This is a genomic window from Algibacter agarivorans (genome assembly GCF_039543245.1).
Classification (GTDB): Bacteria; Bacteroidota; Bacteroidia; order Flavobacteriales; family Flavobacteriaceae; genus Algibacter_G; species Algibacter_G agarivorans.
In genome coordinates this window covers 106,704-126,180 of record NZ_BAABJJ010000011.1, presented here as the reverse complement: position 1 = coordinate 126,180, position 19,477 = coordinate 106,704, and the positions used below count along the sequence as shown (strand labels likewise).

Genomic DNA, 19,477 nt, shown 5'->3' with positions numbered 1-19,477 from the left:
ATTTACAAATATATAAATAAAAAGTAATATTGCAATATTACAATTATATAAATTAAAAAAAACCAAAAACAATTCACTTTTTTATTTTTTACAAATGTCACGTCCTGAAATAGTTTACACCAAAAATTATTATATAAAAAGATTACAGTTTAACCTTTAAATTACAATTAGTTCAAGAGATTGAGCAAGGTTTTTTTTAATACTAACTCTATAATTTTAATTAGCTAAAGATTTCCCCATATAAAAGTCTAAGACTTTAGTCTTAAAAACAAAATTATACTTGGCATTTAAAAAAGAAGATTGCGCGTTAATCAATCTATTTCTAACTTGGTCTAACTCAAAAGACGTGCTTACTCCTAAATCGTATTTTTCTTGCTCGTTTTTAAAAGCTTCTTCTTGAGCCGTCATGGATGTACTTGAAGCTTCATATTGTTTTAAAGACGCTTTAGCATCGGCATAAGCCTGTTCTATATTGGTAGTTAATGTCTGCTTTTCTTGCTCTAAAGCCAAGCTTGATTTTTCTTTATTAATTTTAGACCTATTGACATTGGCGTCCTTTCTAAATCCTGAAAATATGGGAATACTTAAATTAAATCCAAAGTTATATCCTAAATTATTTTCTAATTGTTCGCCAAAGCCATTTGGTCTAAGCTCTGTAATCATTCCTGTATTCTGATCAAAAACAGGAATAATATCATCTTGACCTTGAATATGTTGGTAAGACGTTCCTAATCCAGCTCCAAAAGTTAAAGTAGGATAATATGAACTTTTAGCAATAGCAATATTAAATGCTGCATTCTCAACATTTAATTCAGCATTTTTTATTTCCGGTCTGTTAGCTAAAGCATAAGATAGAATTTCATTTGTACGGTTATAAGTTAATACGGCATTAGTTAAATCTATGAGAATATTTTCTATATCGAAACCATCTTTAGATACTTGCAATATTTGAGATAGATTTAAAAGTGATAAAGCCACGCTATTTTGTGTGTTCACCAAACGTTCATTATCCGTTGCTAATTGAGATTGAGACACCAATAAGTCTGCTTTTGGTCTTACCCCAGCATCAACTAAGTCCTGTATTTGGTCTAAACTTTTTTGACTAATTGCTATTTGTTCTTCAGCTAATTTTAATGCCTCTTTATTCAGCAAAATATTCAGATAAGCATTAACAACATTTAATGACATATTGTCTTTTAAAATATCCAATTGAAGTTGACTGGTCTTTAATCCTAATTGTGCCTGTTTGTATAGGTTTACATTTTGAAAACCATTAAAAATGGTTATTCCAGAACTTATTCCAAAGCTATTCCCTCTTGAATCTCTTGATATCCTGCTACCATCATTCCCAATAAATGACCCGAAATTAAAATTTTGTGACGCTGAGCCACTAACGGTTGGTAAAAAATTGGCCTTAGCAGTAGTCATATTTTCCTCTGCGATTAACCCGTCCAATTGCATTTGCCTAACAGTAATATTATTTACTAATGCATAGTCAACACACTCTTGTAATGTCCATTTTTTTTGTTGTGCAGATATAGAAAAACACGTGATTAAAGATATTGATATAATTAAGCAGTTTTTCATCCTTGGTTTTATAAAATTAGTCATTCTCTTCACCTTCCTCATCGTCGTTATCTTTTGATGCTTTATTCCAAACTTTAATTTTGTCGCCATCTTTAAGGCCTTCAGTAATTTCAACGTTAATACCATCAGAAAGACCTAATTCAACTTTTTGTTTTTTGAATTTGCCATCTTCTCCTTTTATTTCGACAAAAGGTTTCTCAGTAATTCTATTATATTGCAATAAAGCTTCTTTAACAGCAAACACACTGTCTTTACTTTCAATCTCAATTTCCGCATTAGCGCTGTAACCAGCCCTAATATTTAAAGAGGTTTCAATTTTTACATCTGCCTTAATTTTAAATTGTACAGCTCCAGCACCATCCTTAATCCCTTTAGGTGCAATAAAAACTAATTTTCCTGGCAATATTTTTTCATCAAGGGCACCTATAACAATGTTAATAGGCTTTCCTTCTTCTAACTTATCAACCTCAGACTCATCAACTTGCCCTTCAAAAATCATTTTATTCATATTAGCAATTGTAGCAATGGTTGTTCCTGCATTAAAATTATTACTCTGAATAACCTGGTCTCCCATTCTTACAGGAATTTCTAATATAGTTCCAGAGATTTGTGAAATAATATTGGTATTAGCTAATCGTTGACCAGAAATAGACCCTTGACGAATAATTTGATAATCATTTTGTGCTTGGCTTAAATTCTCCTTTGCTTGATTTAATGATAACTCACTATTCTCAAAATCTTGTTTTGATATCACACCTTTATCAAAAAGCATTTTATTTCTTTTAAAGAGTGTTTTGGCATTATCAAAAGATAGTCTTGATGAATTTACCCTACTATTGGCACTAGTCAAGGCCTGCTCATTTGGAACTATTCTTATTTTTGCAATTAAATCTCCTTTCTCAACAAAATTACCTTCCTCTACTAAAATAGCATCAACAATACCTGAAATTTGGGGTTTGAGCTCTATTTCTTCTTCAGGATTTAAACCTCCAGTAGCTACCACTTTTAAGTTAATTGAAGTATAGAAAGGTTCTTCAACCATAAAGTCTTCTATATCTTTTGCATTAGCATCTTTAAAATATTTTAATACCACCGCAAATAAAAGTAATGCTATAATTCCGATAATAATTTTTACTGATTTATTCATTTGGTTATTCTTATTTTATTAATTTGTCAAATGGTGCTTCTATATCGAGTTGATTATAATAACAATATTCAAGTTATAGAAGGTTCATTTTTATTTGTTTTTTATTCTTCTCTTAATGCGTCAATGGGCTTAACGCTAGTTGCCTTACTTGCTGGTATTAGACCAATTAATGTTCCTAGTATGACCACAATAAATAATGCAAAAAACACTATAGCAATAGAAACAGATGGATTTCGCATCCATGGATTATCGCTATTTAACATGGCTCTATTCATCAATATTAAAATTAATCCACCACTTATAATTCCTATAAACCCAGCGACTAAAGCCATGGTAACAGATTCTACTATTATTTGTCTTTTAATAACTATTGGGGTTGCTCCTAACGCTCTTCTTATCCCAATTTCTTTGGTCCGTTCTTTTACAGTAATTAATAATATGCTTCCAATAGCAAACACGCCTGCTATCAATGTGGCTATCCCTACAAACCAAGTTAAAAATTGCATGCCTGTTAGAAACCCTGTTATCCTACCAAACCGTTCTCCAAGGTTAAAACCACTAAAGGCTCTGTTATCATCAGGATGTACATCATTCATGTTTTTTAGCAACAGTTTAGTGTCTGATTCTATCTGATTAATATCATAATCCGAATGCCCTGTAACCATCATCCAATCCACTATTCCTCCACGATTATAAATTTGTTGAAAGGTTGTAAATGGGATCATATAATTTATTTGTGGCCCACCAAAATTCACAACAGTATAAACGCCTATAACCTTAAAATTTATACTTCCAACAAGAACGATTTCCCCAATAGGATACTCATCTTTTTGAAACAACTGCTTGTAAACATCCTCAGATATAAGTATTACTTTTTTATGGTCATCAATATCACTTTGATTAATAAAGCGCCCCCACAGTAAATTTTGTTTTGCAACAACGTCTAAAAGGGGGAAATCCCCAGTTCCTGTGAATGAGCCTGACAACGTTTTACGGGTTATGGTTGAATTTCCCATATTTCTTGGAACAACAAATTCTACACCTTCTATGTTATCTTGAATTTTTATAACATCTTCAATTTTAAGAATTACTGGTCGTCCAGTCTCATAACCCTTAAAGGGCATACTTGTTTTTCTTCCAAAAACAAAAACACTATTGGTAGCAAAATCTTCAAATATTAAATTGAAGTTATTTTCAATACCTCTAGCGGCACCCAATAACCCTATAAGCAACAATATGCCCCACCAAACACCAACCATGGTTAAAACGGTTCTAAGCATGTTTTTTCTTAGGCTAGAAGACACCTCTGCCCAAGTATCTTTGTCAAATAAAAATTTAAACCAATTAACCATTCCTTAATGCAATTATAGGTTTAATTTTAGATGCTCTTTTAGCTGGAAAAAACCCTGCTAAAGCCCCTGCTGCTATTAAAATAAAAGTTGCTGTAATTATAATATTAGAATGCACTTCTGGATTTGTTATAAAATATGCTTCTAAGCTTGGCCCTATCCACTTTAATACGCCAACACCAATAAGCAATCCCACATAACCAGAAATGGCAGTTATAATTATAGATTCTAATAATATTATAGACACAATAGATTTTGGTGATGCTCCCAAGGCTTTTCTAATCCCAATTTCTTTAGTACGCTCTTTAACAATAAAGATCATGATATTACTTATCCCAACAATCCCCGCAATTAAAGTCCCCAAACCAATTATAATGATTAAAAGCCCCAATCCTGATGTCATCATATCTATGCCTTTGGTGCGTTGTGCCATATTATTTACCCTAATAGCACGTTGATCACTGGGTGCAACTATTTTGCGTTTCTTTAATGCTTTGGTGAGCTCCGTACCGAATGCTAAGGCATCATCTATGCTCATATTTCGGTTATAGGTTAAACTGATATTACGTAGCTTATCATCTCCGATGTAAAGATTCTGAAGTGTCGTAGTAGGTATATACATTAAACGCTCTTGTTGGTCACCGCCATTATCCGTAAAAACGCCTACTACTTTAAATTGGATACCTTCTAAATCCAAATATTGTCCTATTGCCGAGGTTTTAAAAAACAAATCTTCTTCGACTAATCGACCAATTACTATTATTTTTTTATTGTTCTTATAATCATTTAGATTGATAAATCTGCCTTCTTTAATTTCAACCTTTTCAATAAACTGATAGTCTGGAGATACACCAGTTAAATTATAGTTTCCTTTTTCGTAGTTTGACTTTACATCACGAAAACTCCCTAACTTTCCTGAGATATATTCTATTTTATCTTTAAACTCATTTTTAATATATTCATAATCTGTATTATCATATAAAATTTCTCGTCCCGATTGAAGTCCCTTATATGGTTTTGATGTACTCGCCTTTTCTATATTAATGATATTATCTGCAGTTTTAATAAAAAGTGCATCAAACGTGTTTTCCAAGCCATTGGCAATTCCAAAAAGAATAGTAAATAACAAAATAGCAAAAGCCACGGTAAAACCAGAAAGCAAACCTCTAGTTCTATTCTTATTTATACTTTGAAATATTTCCCGCCAAAGGTCTAGATCAAACATACGCTGAAGCCCTAACTTGATTTACTTTTTTATCTTCCATAATAACCCCATCGCGCAGTCTTACAATACGCTTGCACATATTAGCGATATCTTCTTCATGGGTTACCATTAAAATAGTTTTGCCTTCATCATTTAATTGTTGAATAAATTCCATGATTTCATATGAAGTATTCATATCTAAAGCTCCCGTAGGCTCGTCTGCCAATAATAATTTAGGGTTTGAAGCTAATGCTCTAGCAATAGCAACCCGTTGATTTTGCCCTCCAGAAAGTTCTTTTGGTAAATGGTGTGCCCAATCTGCTAGCCCAACTTTTTCCAAATGAAACATGGCTAATTCTTGGCGTTCTTTACGTTTCATCCCTTGATAGTACAAAGGCAGTGCTACATTCTCTAATGCATTTTTATAATTAATAAGATTGAAAGACTGAAAGATGAATCCTAAAAACTTATTACGATAAACAGCTGCTTTTTTTTCTGTTAAGTTAACGATAGGTAAGCCATCGAGAATATATTCTCCTGAATCTGCTTCGTCCAACATGCCGATGATGTTAAGCAGAGTAGATTTTCCAGACCCCGAAGACCCCATAATAGCAACCATCTCGCCATCCTCAACCTTTAAATCGATTCCTTTTAAAACATGAAGACTAGAATCACCTATGGGATAGGATTTATGAAGTTGACGAATTTCTAACATTATCTTAATATATTTAGTGAAGCAAAATAGTCTTTGTAGTAAGACTTGCAATGCAAAGAAATGTTACAAAAAAAGGATATAAAACTTTTTATTACTTTTTTAACGTATTGTACTTTCTATAAATGAAATAGCCAATGCCAGCTACAAGGATATAAGGGATTGCCATTAGGTAAACGATGCCGTCGTTGATACCTTCAGCTGTGGCTTGACCTTCTTCACTTTCTAAAACCGCCCTGCACATAGCACATTGGGCATTGGTCTCTATAATAAAGAGTAACGAAAAAAGAAAAAAGATGATTTTACGTTTCATTTTAAATTTTAAACCTTTTTGTATTTAAAAACCCTTCCGACTTTAATTTCTTAGGAAATTAAATCCACCTTCCCTTAAAAAGAGAATGAATTTTAAATATCCCGCTATTCAGCGGAATTAATTCAATTTACTATTTTTAGTTCACAGTACCTACTTCTTAAAACAGCCTTTCATTAATAATATGGCGAAATCATAATATAGACTATTACGCCTGTTATTGCGACATACAACCATAACGGAAATGTAATTCTTGCTATTTTTTTGTGCCTTTCAATATTATTAGTAATAGCTCTTACATATGTAATTAACACAAAAGGAATTACAATTACAGACATGACTATATGTGTTAATAACACAAAATAATAGAAATATTTTACAAAACCTTCGCCCCCAAACTTTGTAGAATCGCTCGTCATGTGGTAAGCTATGTACAGCACCAAAAACAAGATTGATAATGCAATGGCAAACTTCATTAATCTTTCGTGACGTTTTATTTTTTTATTTTGAATGGCTATGAATGCTAAAACTAAAACCAATGCCGTAAGCGCATTTATACTTGCGTAAATAGGAGGCAAAAACACGGGTAGTTCTACATCAATCTTAATACCGAAAAGTGCAGCAACCGCAAGCGGAATTACGATAGATAAAACCACTATTAGCTTATTATATTTTTTATCGTTTAAAATAGGTTTAGACTTATTCATTAAGCAGTTTTTTAATATCTTCTTTTAGTGCGCTAATTTCTTCTTTCACGCCGTCGTCATCAACTTGTTCTTCTTCCGAAACTATACCTCTGTAATAAATTATAGGGTTTCCAAAATGGTCTTGTCGTGAGCGTATAAATCCATTTTTATCAATTAAAGCAAAGTTTCCAGAATGTTCAAAACCACCGGCAACATCTTCCTCTTCCGCAGTATATAAATTAAATCCTTCGTTTGATAATTGATAAATTTTTTCTTTATCTCCAGTCATTAAATGCCAATTAGGATTGGTTACACCGTAATATTCGGCATACGCTTTAAGAACTTCCGATGTATCATGATTTGGATTTATGGTGAATGATGCCACTCCAAAGTCCTCAAAATCTTTAAATGTGTTTTGAATCTGAATAAGGTTGGCATTCATTCTAGGACAAATAGTTGGGCAGGTTGTAAAAAAGAATTCTATAACATACACTTTACCTTCGTAATCTCTATTGGTTATGATTTCACCATGTTGATTAGCAAAAGAAAATGCAGGCACCTTTTTAGGCACACCATTAATTTCAATAAACGCTAAATCTGAAACAGTGGTTTTTTTATCATCTGAAAAATCGCTTCTGCTTTCGTTTCTAATAATATCCTTATTAGAGATTCTATCCACAATTTTCGGAATAAATATAATTCCAAAAACAAGAATGATAAAAGCAATACCTATGTACGAATAATTGGTTTTGTTGCTCATTTTTTTTAATTAAAAGGATTTCGACTCTGCTACCATTGACTTTATTTACAACTATTTATTCATTAGCGTGTTAGAAAACACCCCTAAAGTCCCCTCGAGGGGACAATCCAAACCAAGAAACACAACATAGAGTTTATAAAAAACTATTCCGTAAACTATCTTTGATATCTTTTGTAACTCATTTTTACAATTTTAATTTGGCACTTCGACTGCACTCAGTGTGACAAATCAAATTTAATTTATTTCAGCTTTTAAATCATCTGCTCTTCTGGTATCAGAATTAAATTCGCCTTTTCGTTTTTGTCTGTACTCCGTGAATAAAATTCGTAAATCGTCACTCATTTTATTCTTAATTTCCGCTACCTCAATACAGTTATAGGCATATAAACCATAAACAGGTTTCTTTTTTTCTAGTTCATTATCTGTTCTATCATCTAGCCGTCCTCTTTGATTCAAATCTTTATCTACTAGATATACATCATTAGATGACAAATCCTCATTAAGATTTGTTTTGCTCTTCAAACTAAAAAACACACGTTGAATATCAGTTGGCTCTCCAAATACAAAATGCCAAAATCTTAAACCTTCGTAAGAACCTATTTCTGCTTTAAGTTGTTCAACAGCTTTTTCAGTTCCTTTTGGCATTAAAATAACGATTTGAAACTTTTTGAAACCTATGAAATTATCATACACTAACTCCTTTAAATTAGAAGCTGCAATACTATTTTCAATGGGGCTATTTCCTAAAAAACCTAGAACGGTTATATAATCTTCCAGAACAATTTTTTCTTCGGTATTAGAAGTAAAGGTATCTATGTCTAAAACCGATTCGTTTACGATATCAAGTGGTGTATAATTATGGGTTGCTGGATATAAAAACAATAAAAATGTTACAGGAAGAAAGAATAAAATCCCTAAAACCACATATCGACTAACTTTCTTATAATCCATTAATTAAAAGTATTTACACCAAACAAACTTCAAAATAACCGATTAAATTCGTTTGGAAATATATTGCAAAAAAAGTGTTTAGCAAAAATAAAAAAAGGCGGTTTAAAAACCGCCTTTATCTTTTTATTTAACACTTAGACTGCGCTCAATTCAAGCACATTAAAATAGTTAAAAATCTCTTTTTATAAATCCATCTTTATATACATCAAAAACATAACCGCCTTCTTGTAACAAAATGAATATTAAATATAATATTAAGAATATAGCTGTCCATACCACCATGCGTCTTAAGGACTTAGTTTCATCCCGCATATGCATAAAATCCCAAGTAATATAATATGCTTTTACAATGGTTAAGATGATAAATATCCAGTTTAAAGCTTTCATACCTAGAACTTGCCCCATTAAAGCTTCAGGTTTAAGTATTCCTAGAGCAACTTCAACTATGGTTACAAAAGTTAAAAAGACTAAAACACCCCAAATTTTTTGAGTATTTGATTTAAACTTTAATAAGCCTCTAAATATTTCTAATTTATGTTCGTGTGCCATTTTATGTGTTTTTTAGATTCCCTTCTTCAAGGGAATGACAATACTAATTTTTAATTGATTTCCTTCATCAAGGACATGAAAAACTAACCTTTTCAATTAAACTAAGTAGAAGAATGTAAATACAAATACCCAAACTAAATCTACAAAGTGCCAGTATAAACCAACTTTTTCAACCATTTCGTAACTTCCACGTCTTTCATAAGTACCTAATATGACATTAAAGAAAATGATAATATTAATAATTACTCCTGAGAATACGTGAAATCCGTGAAACCCTGTGATAAAGAAAAAGAAGTCTGCAAATAGAGGTGAACCATATTCGTTTACCTGTAAGTTTGCGCCTTCTACAACTACTCTACCATTATCTTTTAGTTGCTTTAAAGACTCCCCTCTTGAAAGCACTGTTTTTTCACCTGCTTCATTAATAATTTGTGTTCTCACTAAAACATTGTCGTGAGCTTCTAAACCATGAATAACTTCTTCAACAGTATAAGTTGGCAAAGCACCTTCTGAAACAAACCATAAACCACTTTTATCTTCGTGTTGTGTTCTATCGGCATGTGCATCGGCTACTACAAAATCTCTAAGCGCAACTCTATGACCATCAGTGTCAACAAATTGAAGAATATTTCCACCTTTAGTTTGTACAGCGCCATAATCGCCTTTAATAAATGTATTCCACTCCCAAGCTTGAGACCCTACAAATATTAAACCACCTATAACAGTTAAAAACATGTAAATGGTCACTTTTCCTTTGTTTAAATGATGACCGGCATCTACGGCTAATACCATAGTTACGGACGACATGATTAAAACAAACGTCATAAATGCCACATAATACATTGGTGCATCTACACCATGTAAAAATGGAAAGTGAGTAAACACTTCATCGGCAATTGGCCATGAATCAATAAACTTAAATCTTGAAAATCCGTAGGCTGCTAAAAACCCTGAGAATGTTAAAGCATCTGAAACGATGAAAAACCACATCATCATTTTACCATAACTTGCTTTAAGAGGTTTTGAACCTCCGCCCCAAGCTTTACCTTCTGCTACTGCTGTACTCATATATAATGGTTAGTATATCATTTTAAACTTAGAATAAAAGTATTCAAACTCGTTCGTTTTCTGTTCTATTTCCTTGTTCATAAATTTCCATAGCTTTGGCTATGCAAATCAATCACGGCGTGATATAACAAAAAAGCAATGTCGTTTCCTTTACTTCATTATAAATTTAAACTGATATTGTTTAAAAGTTGGACAAAAATAATCAATTTATTTATCTGACGAAATATACACTAGTAAATTTTAAACTATGACAATTATCAGTTCTACTAAATATTATGAGTTAGATTTTATAATAATTTATATATAATACCATTTATTATCTAACAAAATACAAAAACAGAAACAGATAAACCCATAGTATATCTATAAAATGCCAAAATGTGGCAGCCAGTTCAAACCCTAGCATTTTCGATGGATTATACTTTTGTTTAAAATGATTATAAATTACAACCAACAAACAAATTAACCCTACAACAACATGCAAAATGTGCACTAAAGCTATTAAATAGATATAAGACATGGTTACATTACTGGTTGGTCCCGTAAAATTATATCCTAAATCTATGATTTGTTGAAAACCTGAGAATTGATTAAAAACAAAAACAACACCTAAAATAAGCGTTATAAATAACCAAAGTGATGTTGCTTTACTATTCCCGCTTTTTAATGCCTTTTTTGCTAAAATAAAAGTAAAACTACTAATAACGATAACTATTGTGCTAACTATAAATGCATTTGGCAATTGAAAATCTTTTAACCAATCTGGTCTAGAGCTACTCACAACAAATGCACTTGTCCACCCTGCAAAAGACATGACAAGCGAAATAATACCAAACCAAAGCATCATCTTTTTTGCTCTGCTATTTTTCTCTTCTTTAGTACCCTGTGTTAAATCCATGGTTATCTTATAAATTTATCTGCGACATAAACAATTTGCACAAGTGTGATGTACAATACACTTGCTAGCATCAACTGTCTTGCAGCTTTTTCAGTCATCTCTTTAAATAATCTTACGGCATAGTTCAGCATCCCTAATCCAAATATAAAAACGATTATGGCTGCCACTATTGATAATTGTAACTTTCCAGTAAATCCAAATACAGGGATTATAGAAACTATTAATGTCCAAATGGTGTACATTATAATTTGTACTGCTGTGCCTTTATCTTGTTTTCCTGTTGGCAACATAAAAAACCCGCCTTTTTTATAATCTTCAAATAAAAACCAACCAATAGCCCAAAAATGAGGGAATTGCCAAAAGAATTGTAATGCGAATAAAGTCCCTGGTTCAATTCCAAAATCGTCTGTGGCAGCCACCCAACCCAACATAAACGGAATGGCGCCTGGAATAGCACCTACAAAAACAGCTATAGGGGTTTTGGTTTTTAATGGCGTATAAACACAAGTGTATAAAAAGATGGAAATAGCACCAAACATAGCGGTTTGCTTATTAATGGTGTATAAAATAATAATTCCCAACACCGTAAAAATAGATGCAATAATAAATGCCGTGTTAACAGACATGCGTCCCGCGGGAATGGGTCTGTTTTTTGTACGATTCATCAAGGCATCCAAATCTTTTTCAATAATTTGATTGAATGCGTTGGAAGCGCCTACCATAAAATAACCACCAAAAGCAAGTAAAGTCAATGTTTTAAAATCTACCGTTTCAACACCTAACATGTAACCTGCGAGTGACGAAAACACCACGCTTAATGCTAAACGCATTTTAGTGATTTCCTTAAAATCTGAAATTACAGAAGGTGTTGCTAATGAAGATTTTGAGTTGCTCAATGTGTTATTTAATTGGTCGCCTTAATAAGCGAGTGCAAAGATACTTTATTAAAGCATTTTGAGCAATGCTTTTTAATGGTAAATTTGAATACCTATCTGATTTAAAAATTTGTATTTTTATTATCCATTAAACTTTTCAATCCATATTCTGTTATGAAACTTTTAAAATTAATCTTCTCACTTTTAATCTTTAGCTTAACATTTGGAGCTTGTGCTCAAAATAAAGAAGCCCTTATTAAAATTCATAAACTCACCGAAAACATATATATGCTCGAAGGGCAAGGTGGCAATATTGGTATTTCGGTTGGCAACGATGGCGTTTTTATGATAGACAGTCAGTTTGCTCGCTTAACACCAAAAATCTTAGAGACTATTAAAAAACTAAGCGATAAGCCCATCAAGTTTTTAGCCAACACACATCACCATGGCGACCATACTGGCGGAAACGAGAATATTTCAAAACTAAACACGGCTATTATCGCACATGACAATGTTTACAAACGCATTAATAACAACGATAAACAATCTGATGCAGCGTTGCCCATAATCACCTTTAACGATACGTTAAGCTTATACATAAACGGCGAACAGGTTATTATTTTTCATGTAGATAACGCCCATACCGATGGCGATGCCTTACTTTATTTTACCGAAAGCAACGTGCTACATACAGGCGACACTTTCTTTAATGGACGGTACCCATATATCGATTTGAATTCTGGTGGAAGTGTTGACGGCTATATTAAAGCGGTAAAAGTCGCTATGATTTTGGTTGACGATAACACCAAAATAATTCCTGGTCACGGAAACTTATCCAATAAAAAAGAATATACGTCCTTTTTAAACATGCTTGAAACGTTAAAAGCTTCGGTTTTAACTGAAATCAAAAATGGTAAAACTGAAGAACATGTTGTTTCAAACACGTCGTTAACTAAAACGTATGACGATTTAGATTATGGCTGCTGTTTTATATCTTCAGAAAAAATACGCCGAACATTTTATAAGAGTTTGAAGAAGTAGTTGGTATTTGTTTTGGGTGTTACCCCACCCATCGTCTGCGCTCAGGGCAGGCGGTCGGGCTTTATTCGTTGGCTTCTATTTTAAATTATTAAACTCATGAATATAAATATTTCACTACTCGCTTCCTCCTGCGGCGGCGAGCTCAAACAATCTCTTAACGCAGGCAAGTTTGCATTAAACAGTCTTTAGTTATAGATCAATTAATATCGGCTAAATTCACAGTTTAGAATACAGATATTCGAATACATATTAGTTTGTGTTTTATTTGTTAATTCAGGCATATTGACGGTAGTTATTTTATATCGTCAAATAAGACAACCTTGTTTATCAGCTCATTGCACATGGTTCTGCTTACTATTATCAAATAACCATCAAATAAGAATTATGCCCAAAAAGGAATATACTTCTTATATTTTCTTGAATTGCTTTCAGGGTCATCTTCCTTTATGACATTTTCTTTAAGAGCCTCTTTAATAATTCTTGATGCAATTGCCGCATTTTTACTTTCTATTTTAAACCTTTCTCTTAGGGACTGGTTGGTCATTTTATCATTAGAAACATATTTCAAACAGCAATGTTGGTAGCAAGCTCTTATTTTGTCTTTTTTATCCATTTGATTCAAAGTTTTATAAGAGTACATAATTACTTTTGTGTGCTTTTCTTGAATTAGGATATCTGGTGCAGGTAATTGATATATTTCATTATAGAAAATTACTTTATCAATTCCACTTCCCTTTTCTTCACAAATACCTAATCTTCTCATCAAATCTGCAAGTATATCATTTCTAGATTGATATTCATCAATAAAACGTTCAGGTGTTATGAGGGGTATTCCTGGATTAGTAATTTCAATTCTGTCAGAAAATATTTCAACCATAGGAAAGCCTTTTTCTTCAAAATCTTGATGAATTATGGCATTAGCTAATAATTCACGAACAGCAATTTCAGGATACATTCTTTTATCGTCCCTAAAGGCTCTTCCTATTTCTTCATTAGCGGGTAACTGACTATTAACCCAATCTATTAATCCTTGATAACCTGCAACATATCCTTTTCCTCCAATTTGTTCTCTTACAGTTTCAATTTTATTATTGTGTTTATATACAATAACCCTAATTGCTTTCCTTTTTAAACCAGGGAATTCTTCTAGGTTTTTAGCAAATAAAATTGCTCCTAAATTTGTAATTGAGTATTTATTAGACTTTTTAATAATTAAATTCTCTGAAATAAACTTATCAAGAACACCTTGTCTATTTGAAGGATACGGTAATTTTAGCAAATCAAAATAAGTATGGGTGTCCAAAAGGGAAACAATTGAGTCAGCATCTATGTTCTCTTTTGCTAATTGAAGCTCAAATTTCACATGGTCTTTTCTATTCCAAATCTTTGATTCTTTCTCTGGAAATTCTTTAAGTAGTCTAGTATAGCTTCCAATTCTAATATATGCTTGGTTGATAAATTTAACAGGTCTGTTTATCGCAGCTGGAATTACATACATACTAATATTTATTCCTTCTGAATATTCAAATTCATAAGTCTTAAAGTCAATTTTTGGGTCTAATCTTTGAATTAACCAATTCTCTAATTCTTCTTTACCTTTAGTTGCTGTTTTTACCTTAAAAGTAGTTCCCTTAATATTGTGTGTTTTGTCTTCAACTCCAAAAATCAAAAAACCACATGGTTTCTTACTTAAACAAGCTCCATTAGCTAACGCTGATATTCTTTCACCAATTTCTTCGTTAGAATGGAAGTTTAATTTAAATTCCAACCATTCGGTTTCCTGTGAGTAACTAACAAGTTCTTTTATAAGTGATTTTAGTTCTGTTTCGGTCATTTATCAAATAAGCATCAAATTAGAATCCCTTTATTTTAAAGGGGTTTCTTGTTTGTTTTACAAAAATACAATATTTTATCAAATAAGATTGGAAGATGTATCTTTAATTACCGCCAACGTATTATATAGGAGATTTTATGACTCAAACCCCATAAATAAGTCAGGATATAGTATATTTTTCGCAACTGTTATCCCGTAAATATAAATTTTATACAGCATTATCTAAGGGCTTATATTAACTGTAAATCTATATTTAGGATTAATGTAAAACTTGTAAACTTTTATAAAGGTTTGATTTATTTATAGATTTAATTCAAATAACAATTTCAATTCTTAAGATTCCCGCCTTCGCGGGAATGACATACAAAGTCATTTTAATTATCAAAATACCAATTAAACAAATCGGTTCTAATGCCAAAGTTAAACCAAACCGTGCTGTTTTTAAAAGTTGAAATGGTTGTGGCTTCTGGATTAAAATTCCTAACGGTTATATCTGTAAACAGCTTTAAGTTTGATGCCGGATTAATTAAATAACCAGCCTGTAAATTTCCGTTAAAAGTTTTTGTTTGTATGCCTTGCCCAACTTCAACTCCAGTATCAGAAGGTCTTTCGTTATAGTTTCTAAAAATATCGCCACCATAACTAAAATCATCGGTGCCATCATTAAAATCTAATCCCCGAGTTCCAAAAATAAGTTTTGCATCAGCAAACCAACGTTTATAGCGGTAACGACCAATTATAATAGTTTCACTAAAGTTTGCTCCCCATAAATGCGCCATAGATTGGTTGTTATGCGCATAATTAAGCACTATCGTATTATGCGAATACGTGTATGGTCTTACGCGATTATATTCAAACTGAAGCATTAAATTATCCACCTTAAAAGCGTTGTAATATTTAACCCCCAATTGATATCCAAATTTATTCTTCCAACTCTTTTCGCCTCCTTTTACATCGCTAAGCGAAAATTCATCTAAAATAAATTGACTGTACAAATTTACGTTATCATTCCATTTGTATTTAGCCGAAGCTCCTAACAAGGCATTTCCAGCACCTTGACCTGTTTCAAACTCAATAGCTCTATAAAATATTATAGGGTTTAGGTAATTCACATCAAAACCTCTGTCGTTAGAATTAGTCCATAATACCGATTCAAACAAGCCTATGTTTAAGCGTTTAGACACATTCCAACTCAAATAATGGTTTGCAATGTATTTAGTTAAAAATGCTTTGTCCTGTTCTGCTTCCGGGCGGACATCTTTCACCCACATCCAAGTATTGGTGTATTTGATTTTCCAAAATTTGGTGTTCAATTTTAAAAATGGGTGAGGACTTGCTACATCACTCAACAATAACGAACGATATCCATCGCCGATAAAATTTTTACCATGACCAAATTGAATGTTTATAAATTTAGCTGGCGCATAGGATAAATAGGCTTCAGCCACTGGATAATCATAAGAATCGGTTTTAAAACGCTTAGCAATACCACGCCCAGGAATAATAGCCGGATCTGGTCCAAAAGCTTTTAAGCTCTCTGCATATCTATTTACATAATCGGCAAAACGCCCCTGACTTTCAAAAACAGAAGCGTAAAAATTCAATTTTCTCCCTAAACCTCCTTGCACTAAAAAGCCTCTAGTATTGTTGTATGTTGAACTAAAATCAGCATCAGTATCTTTACCAACTTCTAAATCTAATATAGGATCAATTGTAAACCAATAATCATCACTTTGTAACTGTACTAAATGTTCGTTCCAAAGTTTTCTACCTGCCCAAGTATCTGTTTCTTTTTGTAATTTCTCCTTTTCGGATTTAAAATCGTAATACTTGGAAACCTCTTCGTAAACAAATGGCTTTGAAGCCGTATGACTATTTGTTCCTATTAAATTCATTTGTCTATCGAACCTTGCATAGTCACTATGTGTAAACTGAATATTTAATTGACTACTAAACGCTTGATTTTCAAAATCTTTCAAACTGTCAGTAACACTATCAAACTCTTGTTTTGCCTGTTCTTCTAATTTTGATATTTTATTTTCTTTTGCTAAATCTTGAGTTGCAACAGCTTGATTAACTAAAGGTATTTTAATAGGCATTGCATATTGCTTATATGTTTTTCTGCCATTATAGGTTGCTGGTATTATTTTCGGAAATATTGAAAATACACGTTTAGCTTCATCCTTTAATTCATTAAATAATGCATCTGTATAAATAACCCTAAATTGCCCTGTAGTATCTACTTCAAAAAGCACCACCACTTCGCCTTTAAAATTTTCTTTAATAACGCGTTCTGGTACTTTAAAATTTTTATAAATATGTTTGAAAACCTGCTTATCAAAACATGTTTGTAAAGAATCAATGGCTATGGCATCGCAATTTGAAAAAACTGGTGGTTTTTCAGATAAAAATTCACCTTGTGAATAGCTGTTAAATTGGACTAAAAGTAGGAGTAGTACAATGAATTGCTTCATGCTTTTTGTTAAGAATTGATTTAGGGTTGAAAGATACTATATTTTTTTAGATTCTTGTTTCCACAGTGGCAATAGGACAAAATCATACTTTTATTTTAGAATTATTTTTTTACCATTAATACACGAATAAACCGAAAAAAACAAGTAAAAATATAATTGTCACGAATAAAAAATCTATAGATTTTTTTTAAAAATTAATTAATGTAGATTCTTTTGGTATTATAATGATTTAACAAAAACCATAAAATAGCAGTTTAGTCTTTCTTAAAGGATGAAAAATAAAAAACCTCGAAGATTAACTTCGAGGTTTTAATACTTATAAATATAGATGTATATTCTTAATCTTGAACTTGAAAAATAATTGGTAACGAATAAGGAACGTTTACTGGCTTACCACGTTGTTTTCCTGGTTTCATTTTTGGCAATAACCCAATAACTCTTTTTGCTTCTTTTTCTAAACCTGGGTGCGGCGCTCTTGCTCGGATGCCAACTACATCACCTTTTTTGTCTATTTTAAAAATAACGTTAATACGTTGTCTCCCAGACAAACCTAAATCACTAGCTAACTCCGTGTTGAATTTTTTATTTACAAATTGAGCTATCTTTTTAGACATGCAATCTCTTTTTGCAGTGTTACTTCCTTTTTCACAACCTGGAAAAATTGGAACATTTTCAATTACAGAAAATGGCACATCAATATCCTCTTCTACTTCTTCTACTTCTACTTCTTCTACCTCAACAATTTCAGTCTCCTGATCGACTTCAGTAGATTCGATAACTGTTTCTTCAACTTCCACCTCATCTTCAACAATCTCAATCACTTCTGGCGCAGCAGGAGGTGGTGGAGGTGGTGGAGGTGTTTGAATCTGTTCTGTAATTGGAATTTCTTCTTCATCTAACTCATCTAAATTTAATTGACCTATGTCAATATCAGATTTGTCGTAAGTTTTGTAATTGATTGCGAAATTTGTTAAAAATAACATGAGCGCTAGGCCAATTGCAAAGTAAAGTGAACTGTTACGTCCAACATTAGCCTTAGGATTTTTTTTAAGTTCCATAATTTAAATCGTTTATCAAGATTGCTAAAATAACTATTTATTTATCAAAAAAGCAAGCGTTTAAGTATTTTTAACGTGTAATCTAAACTTAAACCACAATATTGTTGATGCTAATAAAGCTCCTAGAGAATTTGCTAACATATCATATACATCATAAGCTCTTGAAACTGTCATAGTTCCTTGTAATACCTCAATAAACATACCAAATATTACAGAAAAGATTAATGCATAAAAAACAGACTGTTTTCTTGTGAATTTAAAAGTATACAAACATGCCAAAAACCAAAGAAAACACAAAATACAGTAAGCAAAAAAATGAAAGACCTTATCGCTAAAAGAAAATCCTAAATTAGGCATCTCGTTTATGGTCATCAAGCTGGCGGCTGTAAGGATAGCTGTATAAACTATAGCTGATAAAAACGCCAGTGTCTTAAGCACCTATAAGCGTTTTGTAATCATCGGCAGACATCAATCCATCAACTTGAGATAAATCAGAACACTTTACTTTTATCATCCAACCATCACCATAAGGATCGGTATTTACTTTTTCTGGTTCATCTTCTAAAGATTCATTAAACGCTATAATTTCACCAGATAATGGCAAAAACAGGTCTGACACTGTTTTAACCGCCTCTACGGTTCCAAAAATCTCATCTGCTTCTAAAGTTTCATCAAGTGTTTCAACCTCAACATATACAATATCACCTAATTCGCTTTGCGCAAAATCCGTAACACCTATAGTAGCAACATCGTCTTCTATTTTGATCCACTCGTGATCTTTTGTATATTTTAATTCTGATGGAATATTCATTTTTATTATTTTAAATTCATTTATTCAGCAAATGTATTTATTCAAATCTTAAATTCAAATAGATATGATCAATTAAACCTCAATCTATCTCTTTTAACCACGAATTAACTAATTTTTCAATAAGAAAAGGACTAACATAGATGACCTCTCCACTTATCGGCAT

The 19,477-nt window shown here is 32.1% G+C and carries 19 protein-coding genes; 1 reads left to right on the top strand and 18 read right to left on the bottom strand.

Annotation, left to right across the window (positions count from 1 at the left end; translation table 11 throughout):
- Nucleotides 1-216: 216 nt before the first annotated feature.
- From ABD935_RS04425 to cyoE, 13 genes are all read right to left on the bottom strand, one after another.
- Entirely contained in the window at nt 217-1,587 is a 1,371-nt protein-coding gene (locus ABD935_RS04425; RefSeq protein WP_345190429.1) for a TolC family protein, read from the bottom strand.
- Between the two features lie 16 nt (nt 1,588-1,603).
- Nucleotides 1,604-2,734, bottom strand: a complete 1,131-nt coding sequence (locus ABD935_RS04420) for an efflux RND transporter periplasmic adaptor subunit (RefSeq protein WP_345190428.1) — start codon at nt 2,732-2,734, stop codon at nt 1,604-1,606.
- 101 nt (nt 2,735-2,835) lie between these two features.
- Nucleotides 2,836-4,086: an ABC transporter permease gene (locus ABD935_RS04415; protein ID WP_345190426.1), complete on the bottom strand. Its 1,251-nt coding sequence runs from the start codon at nt 4,084-4,086 to the stop codon at nt 2,836-2,838.
- On the bottom strand, nt 4,079-5,308 hold the full coding sequence (locus ABD935_RS04410; RefSeq protein WP_345190424.1) for an ABC transporter permease: 1,230 nt from the start codon (nt 5,306-5,308) through the stop codon (nt 4,079-4,081). The genes ABD935_RS04415 and ABD935_RS04410 overlap by 8 nt, the downstream gene beginning before the upstream one ends.
- On the bottom strand, nt 5,301-6,002 hold the full coding sequence (locus ABD935_RS04405) for an ABC transporter ATP-binding protein (protein WP_345190423.1): 702 nt from the start codon (nt 6,000-6,002) through the stop codon (nt 5,301-5,303). Before ABD935_RS04405 ends, ABD935_RS04410 begins: the two co-directional genes overlap by 8 nt.
- 91 nt (nt 6,003-6,093) lie before the next feature.
- Nucleotides 6,094-6,312 carry a hypothetical protein gene (locus ABD935_RS04400; RefSeq protein WP_345190422.1) on the bottom strand — a complete coding sequence of 73 codons (219 nt, stop codon included), beginning with the start codon at nt 6,310-6,312 and terminating at the stop codon, nt 6,094-6,096.
- A gap of 173 nt (nt 6,313-6,485) precedes the next feature.
- Nucleotides 6,486-7,016, bottom strand: coding sequence for a DUF420 domain-containing protein (locus tag ABD935_RS04395; RefSeq protein WP_345190420.1), 531 nt, complete (start codon nt 7,014-7,016; stop codon nt 6,486-6,488).
- On the bottom strand, nt 7,009-7,755 hold the full coding sequence (locus ABD935_RS04390) for an SCO family protein (protein WP_345190419.1): 747 nt from the start codon (nt 7,753-7,755) through the stop codon (nt 7,009-7,011). The genes ABD935_RS04395 and ABD935_RS04390 overlap by 8 nt, the downstream gene beginning before the upstream one ends.
- Before the next feature lie 234 nt (nt 7,756-7,989).
- A complete protein-coding gene (locus tag ABD935_RS04385; protein ID WP_345190417.1) occupies nt 7,990-8,706 on the bottom strand; it encodes a hypothetical protein in 717 nt (238 codons plus the stop codon).
- 168 nt (nt 8,707-8,874) lie between these two features.
- A complete protein-coding gene (locus ABD935_RS04380) occupies nt 8,875-9,255 on the bottom strand; it encodes a cytochrome C oxidase subunit IV family protein (RefSeq protein WP_345190416.1) in 381 nt (126 codons plus the stop codon).
- A gap of 96 nt (nt 9,256-9,351) precedes the next feature.
- Nucleotides 9,352-10,323, bottom strand: a complete 972-nt coding sequence (locus ABD935_RS04375; protein ID WP_345190414.1) for a cytochrome c oxidase subunit 3 — start codon at nt 10,321-10,323, stop codon at nt 9,352-9,354.
- Nucleotides 10,324-10,639: 316 nt separating this feature from the next.
- Nucleotides 10,640-11,221: a cytochrome c oxidase subunit 3 gene (locus ABD935_RS04370; RefSeq protein ID WP_345190413.1), complete on the bottom strand. Its 582-nt coding sequence runs from the start codon at nt 11,219-11,221 to the stop codon at nt 10,640-10,642.
- Between the two features lie 2 nt (nt 11,222-11,223).
- Nucleotides 11,224-12,117: a heme o synthase gene (cyoE, locus tag ABD935_RS04365; RefSeq protein WP_345190411.1), complete on the bottom strand. Its 894-nt coding sequence runs from the start codon at nt 12,115-12,117 to the stop codon at nt 11,224-11,226.
- 153 nt (nt 12,118-12,270) lie between these two features.
- On the opposite strand from cyoE, the gene ABD935_RS04360 reads away from it, so the two are divergent.
- Nucleotides 12,271-13,137 (top strand): MBL fold metallo-hydrolase, encoded by an 867-nt coding sequence (locus ABD935_RS04360; RefSeq protein ID WP_345190409.1) that lies wholly within the window; start codon nt 12,271-12,273, stop codon nt 13,135-13,137.
- A 382-nt stretch (nt 13,138-13,519) separates the two neighbouring features.
- Here the strand turns inward: ABD935_RS04360 and ABD935_RS04355 are convergent, their stop codons facing one another.
- From ABD935_RS04355 to gcvH, 5 genes are all read right to left on the bottom strand, one after another.
- Nucleotides 13,520-14,905, bottom strand: a complete 1,386-nt coding sequence (locus ABD935_RS04355; protein ID WP_345190408.1) for an ATP-binding protein — start codon at nt 14,903-14,905, stop codon at nt 13,520-13,522.
- A 440-nt stretch (nt 14,906-15,345) separates the two neighbouring features.
- Nucleotides 15,346-17,445, bottom strand: coding sequence for a gliding motility protein RemB (locus ABD935_RS04350; RefSeq protein WP_345190406.1), 2,100 nt, complete (start codon nt 17,443-17,445; stop codon nt 15,346-15,348).
- 338 nt (nt 17,446-17,783) lie between these two features.
- Nucleotides 17,784-18,503 carry an energy transducer TonB gene (locus ABD935_RS04345; protein ID WP_345190404.1) on the bottom strand — a complete coding sequence of 240 codons (720 nt, stop codon included), beginning with the start codon at nt 18,501-18,503 and terminating at the stop codon, nt 17,784-17,786.
- A 60-nt stretch (nt 18,504-18,563) separates the two neighbouring features.
- A complete protein-coding gene (locus ABD935_RS04340; protein WP_345190403.1) occupies nt 18,564-18,941 on the bottom strand; it encodes a VanZ family protein in 378 nt (125 codons plus the stop codon).
- Nucleotides 18,934-19,314, bottom strand: coding sequence for a glycine cleavage system protein GcvH (gcvH, locus tag ABD935_RS04335; protein WP_345190401.1), 381 nt, complete (start codon nt 19,312-19,314; stop codon nt 18,934-18,936). The genes ABD935_RS04340 and gcvH overlap by 8 nt, the downstream gene beginning before the upstream one ends.
- Between the last annotated feature and the right edge of the window lie 163 nt (nt 19,315-19,477).

Excerpts from the sequence above, each read along its gene's own strand:
- ABD935_RS04425 (WP_345190429.1), bottom strand. The coding sequence starts at position 1,587 with ATGAAAAACTGCTTAATTATATCAATATCTTTAATCACGTGTTTTTCT.
- ABD935_RS04420 (WP_345190428.1), bottom strand. The coding sequence starts at position 2,734 with ATGAATAAATCAGTAAAAATTATTATCGGAATTATAGCATTACTTTTA.
- ABD935_RS04415 (WP_345190426.1), bottom strand. The coding sequence starts at position 4,086 with ATGGTTAATTGGTTTAAATTTTTATTTGACAAAGATACTTGGGCAGAG.
- ABD935_RS04410 (WP_345190424.1), bottom strand. The coding sequence starts at position 5,308 with ATGTTTGATCTAGACCTTTGGCGGGAAATATTTCAAAGTATAAATAAG.
- ABD935_RS04405 (WP_345190423.1), bottom strand. The coding sequence starts at position 6,002 with ATGTTAGAAATTCGTCAACTTCATAAATCCTATCCCATAGGTGATTCT.
- ABD935_RS04400 (WP_345190422.1), bottom strand. The coding sequence starts at position 6,312 with ATGAAACGTAAAATCATCTTTTTTCTTTTTTCGTTACTCTTTATTATA.
- ABD935_RS04395 (WP_345190420.1), bottom strand. The coding sequence starts at position 7,016 with ATGAATAAGTCTAAACCTATTTTAAACGATAAAAAATATAATAAGCTA.
- ABD935_RS04390 (WP_345190419.1), bottom strand. The coding sequence starts at position 7,755 with ATGAGCAACAAAACCAATTATTCGTACATAGGTATTGCTTTTATCATT.
- ABD935_RS04385 (WP_345190417.1), bottom strand. The coding sequence starts at position 8,706 with ATGGATTATAAGAAAGTTAGTCGATATGTGGTTTTAGGGATTTTATTC.
- ABD935_RS04380 (WP_345190416.1), bottom strand. The coding sequence starts at position 9,255 with ATGGCACACGAACATAAATTAGAAATATTTAGAGGCTTATTAAAGTTT.
- ABD935_RS04375 (WP_345190414.1), bottom strand. The coding sequence starts at position 10,323 with ATGAGTACAGCAGTAGCAGAAGGTAAAGCTTGGGGCGGAGGTTCAAAA.
- ABD935_RS04370 (WP_345190413.1), bottom strand. The coding sequence starts at position 11,221 with ATGGATTTAACACAGGGTACTAAAGAAGAGAAAAATAGCAGAGCAAAA.
- ABD935_RS04360 (WP_345190409.1), top strand. The coding sequence starts at position 12,271 with ATGAAACTTTTAAAATTAATCTTCTCACTTTTAATCTTTAGCTTAACA.
- ABD935_RS04350 (WP_345190406.1), bottom strand. The coding sequence starts at position 17,445 with ATGAAGCAATTCATTGTACTACTCCTACTTTTAGTCCAATTTAACAGC.
- ABD935_RS04345 (WP_345190404.1), bottom strand. The coding sequence starts at position 18,503 with ATGGAACTTAAAAAAAATCCTAAGGCTAATGTTGGACGTAACAGTTCA.
- gcvH (WP_345190401.1), bottom strand. The coding sequence starts at position 19,314 with ATGAATATTCCATCAGAATTAAAATATACAAAAGATCACGAGTGGATC.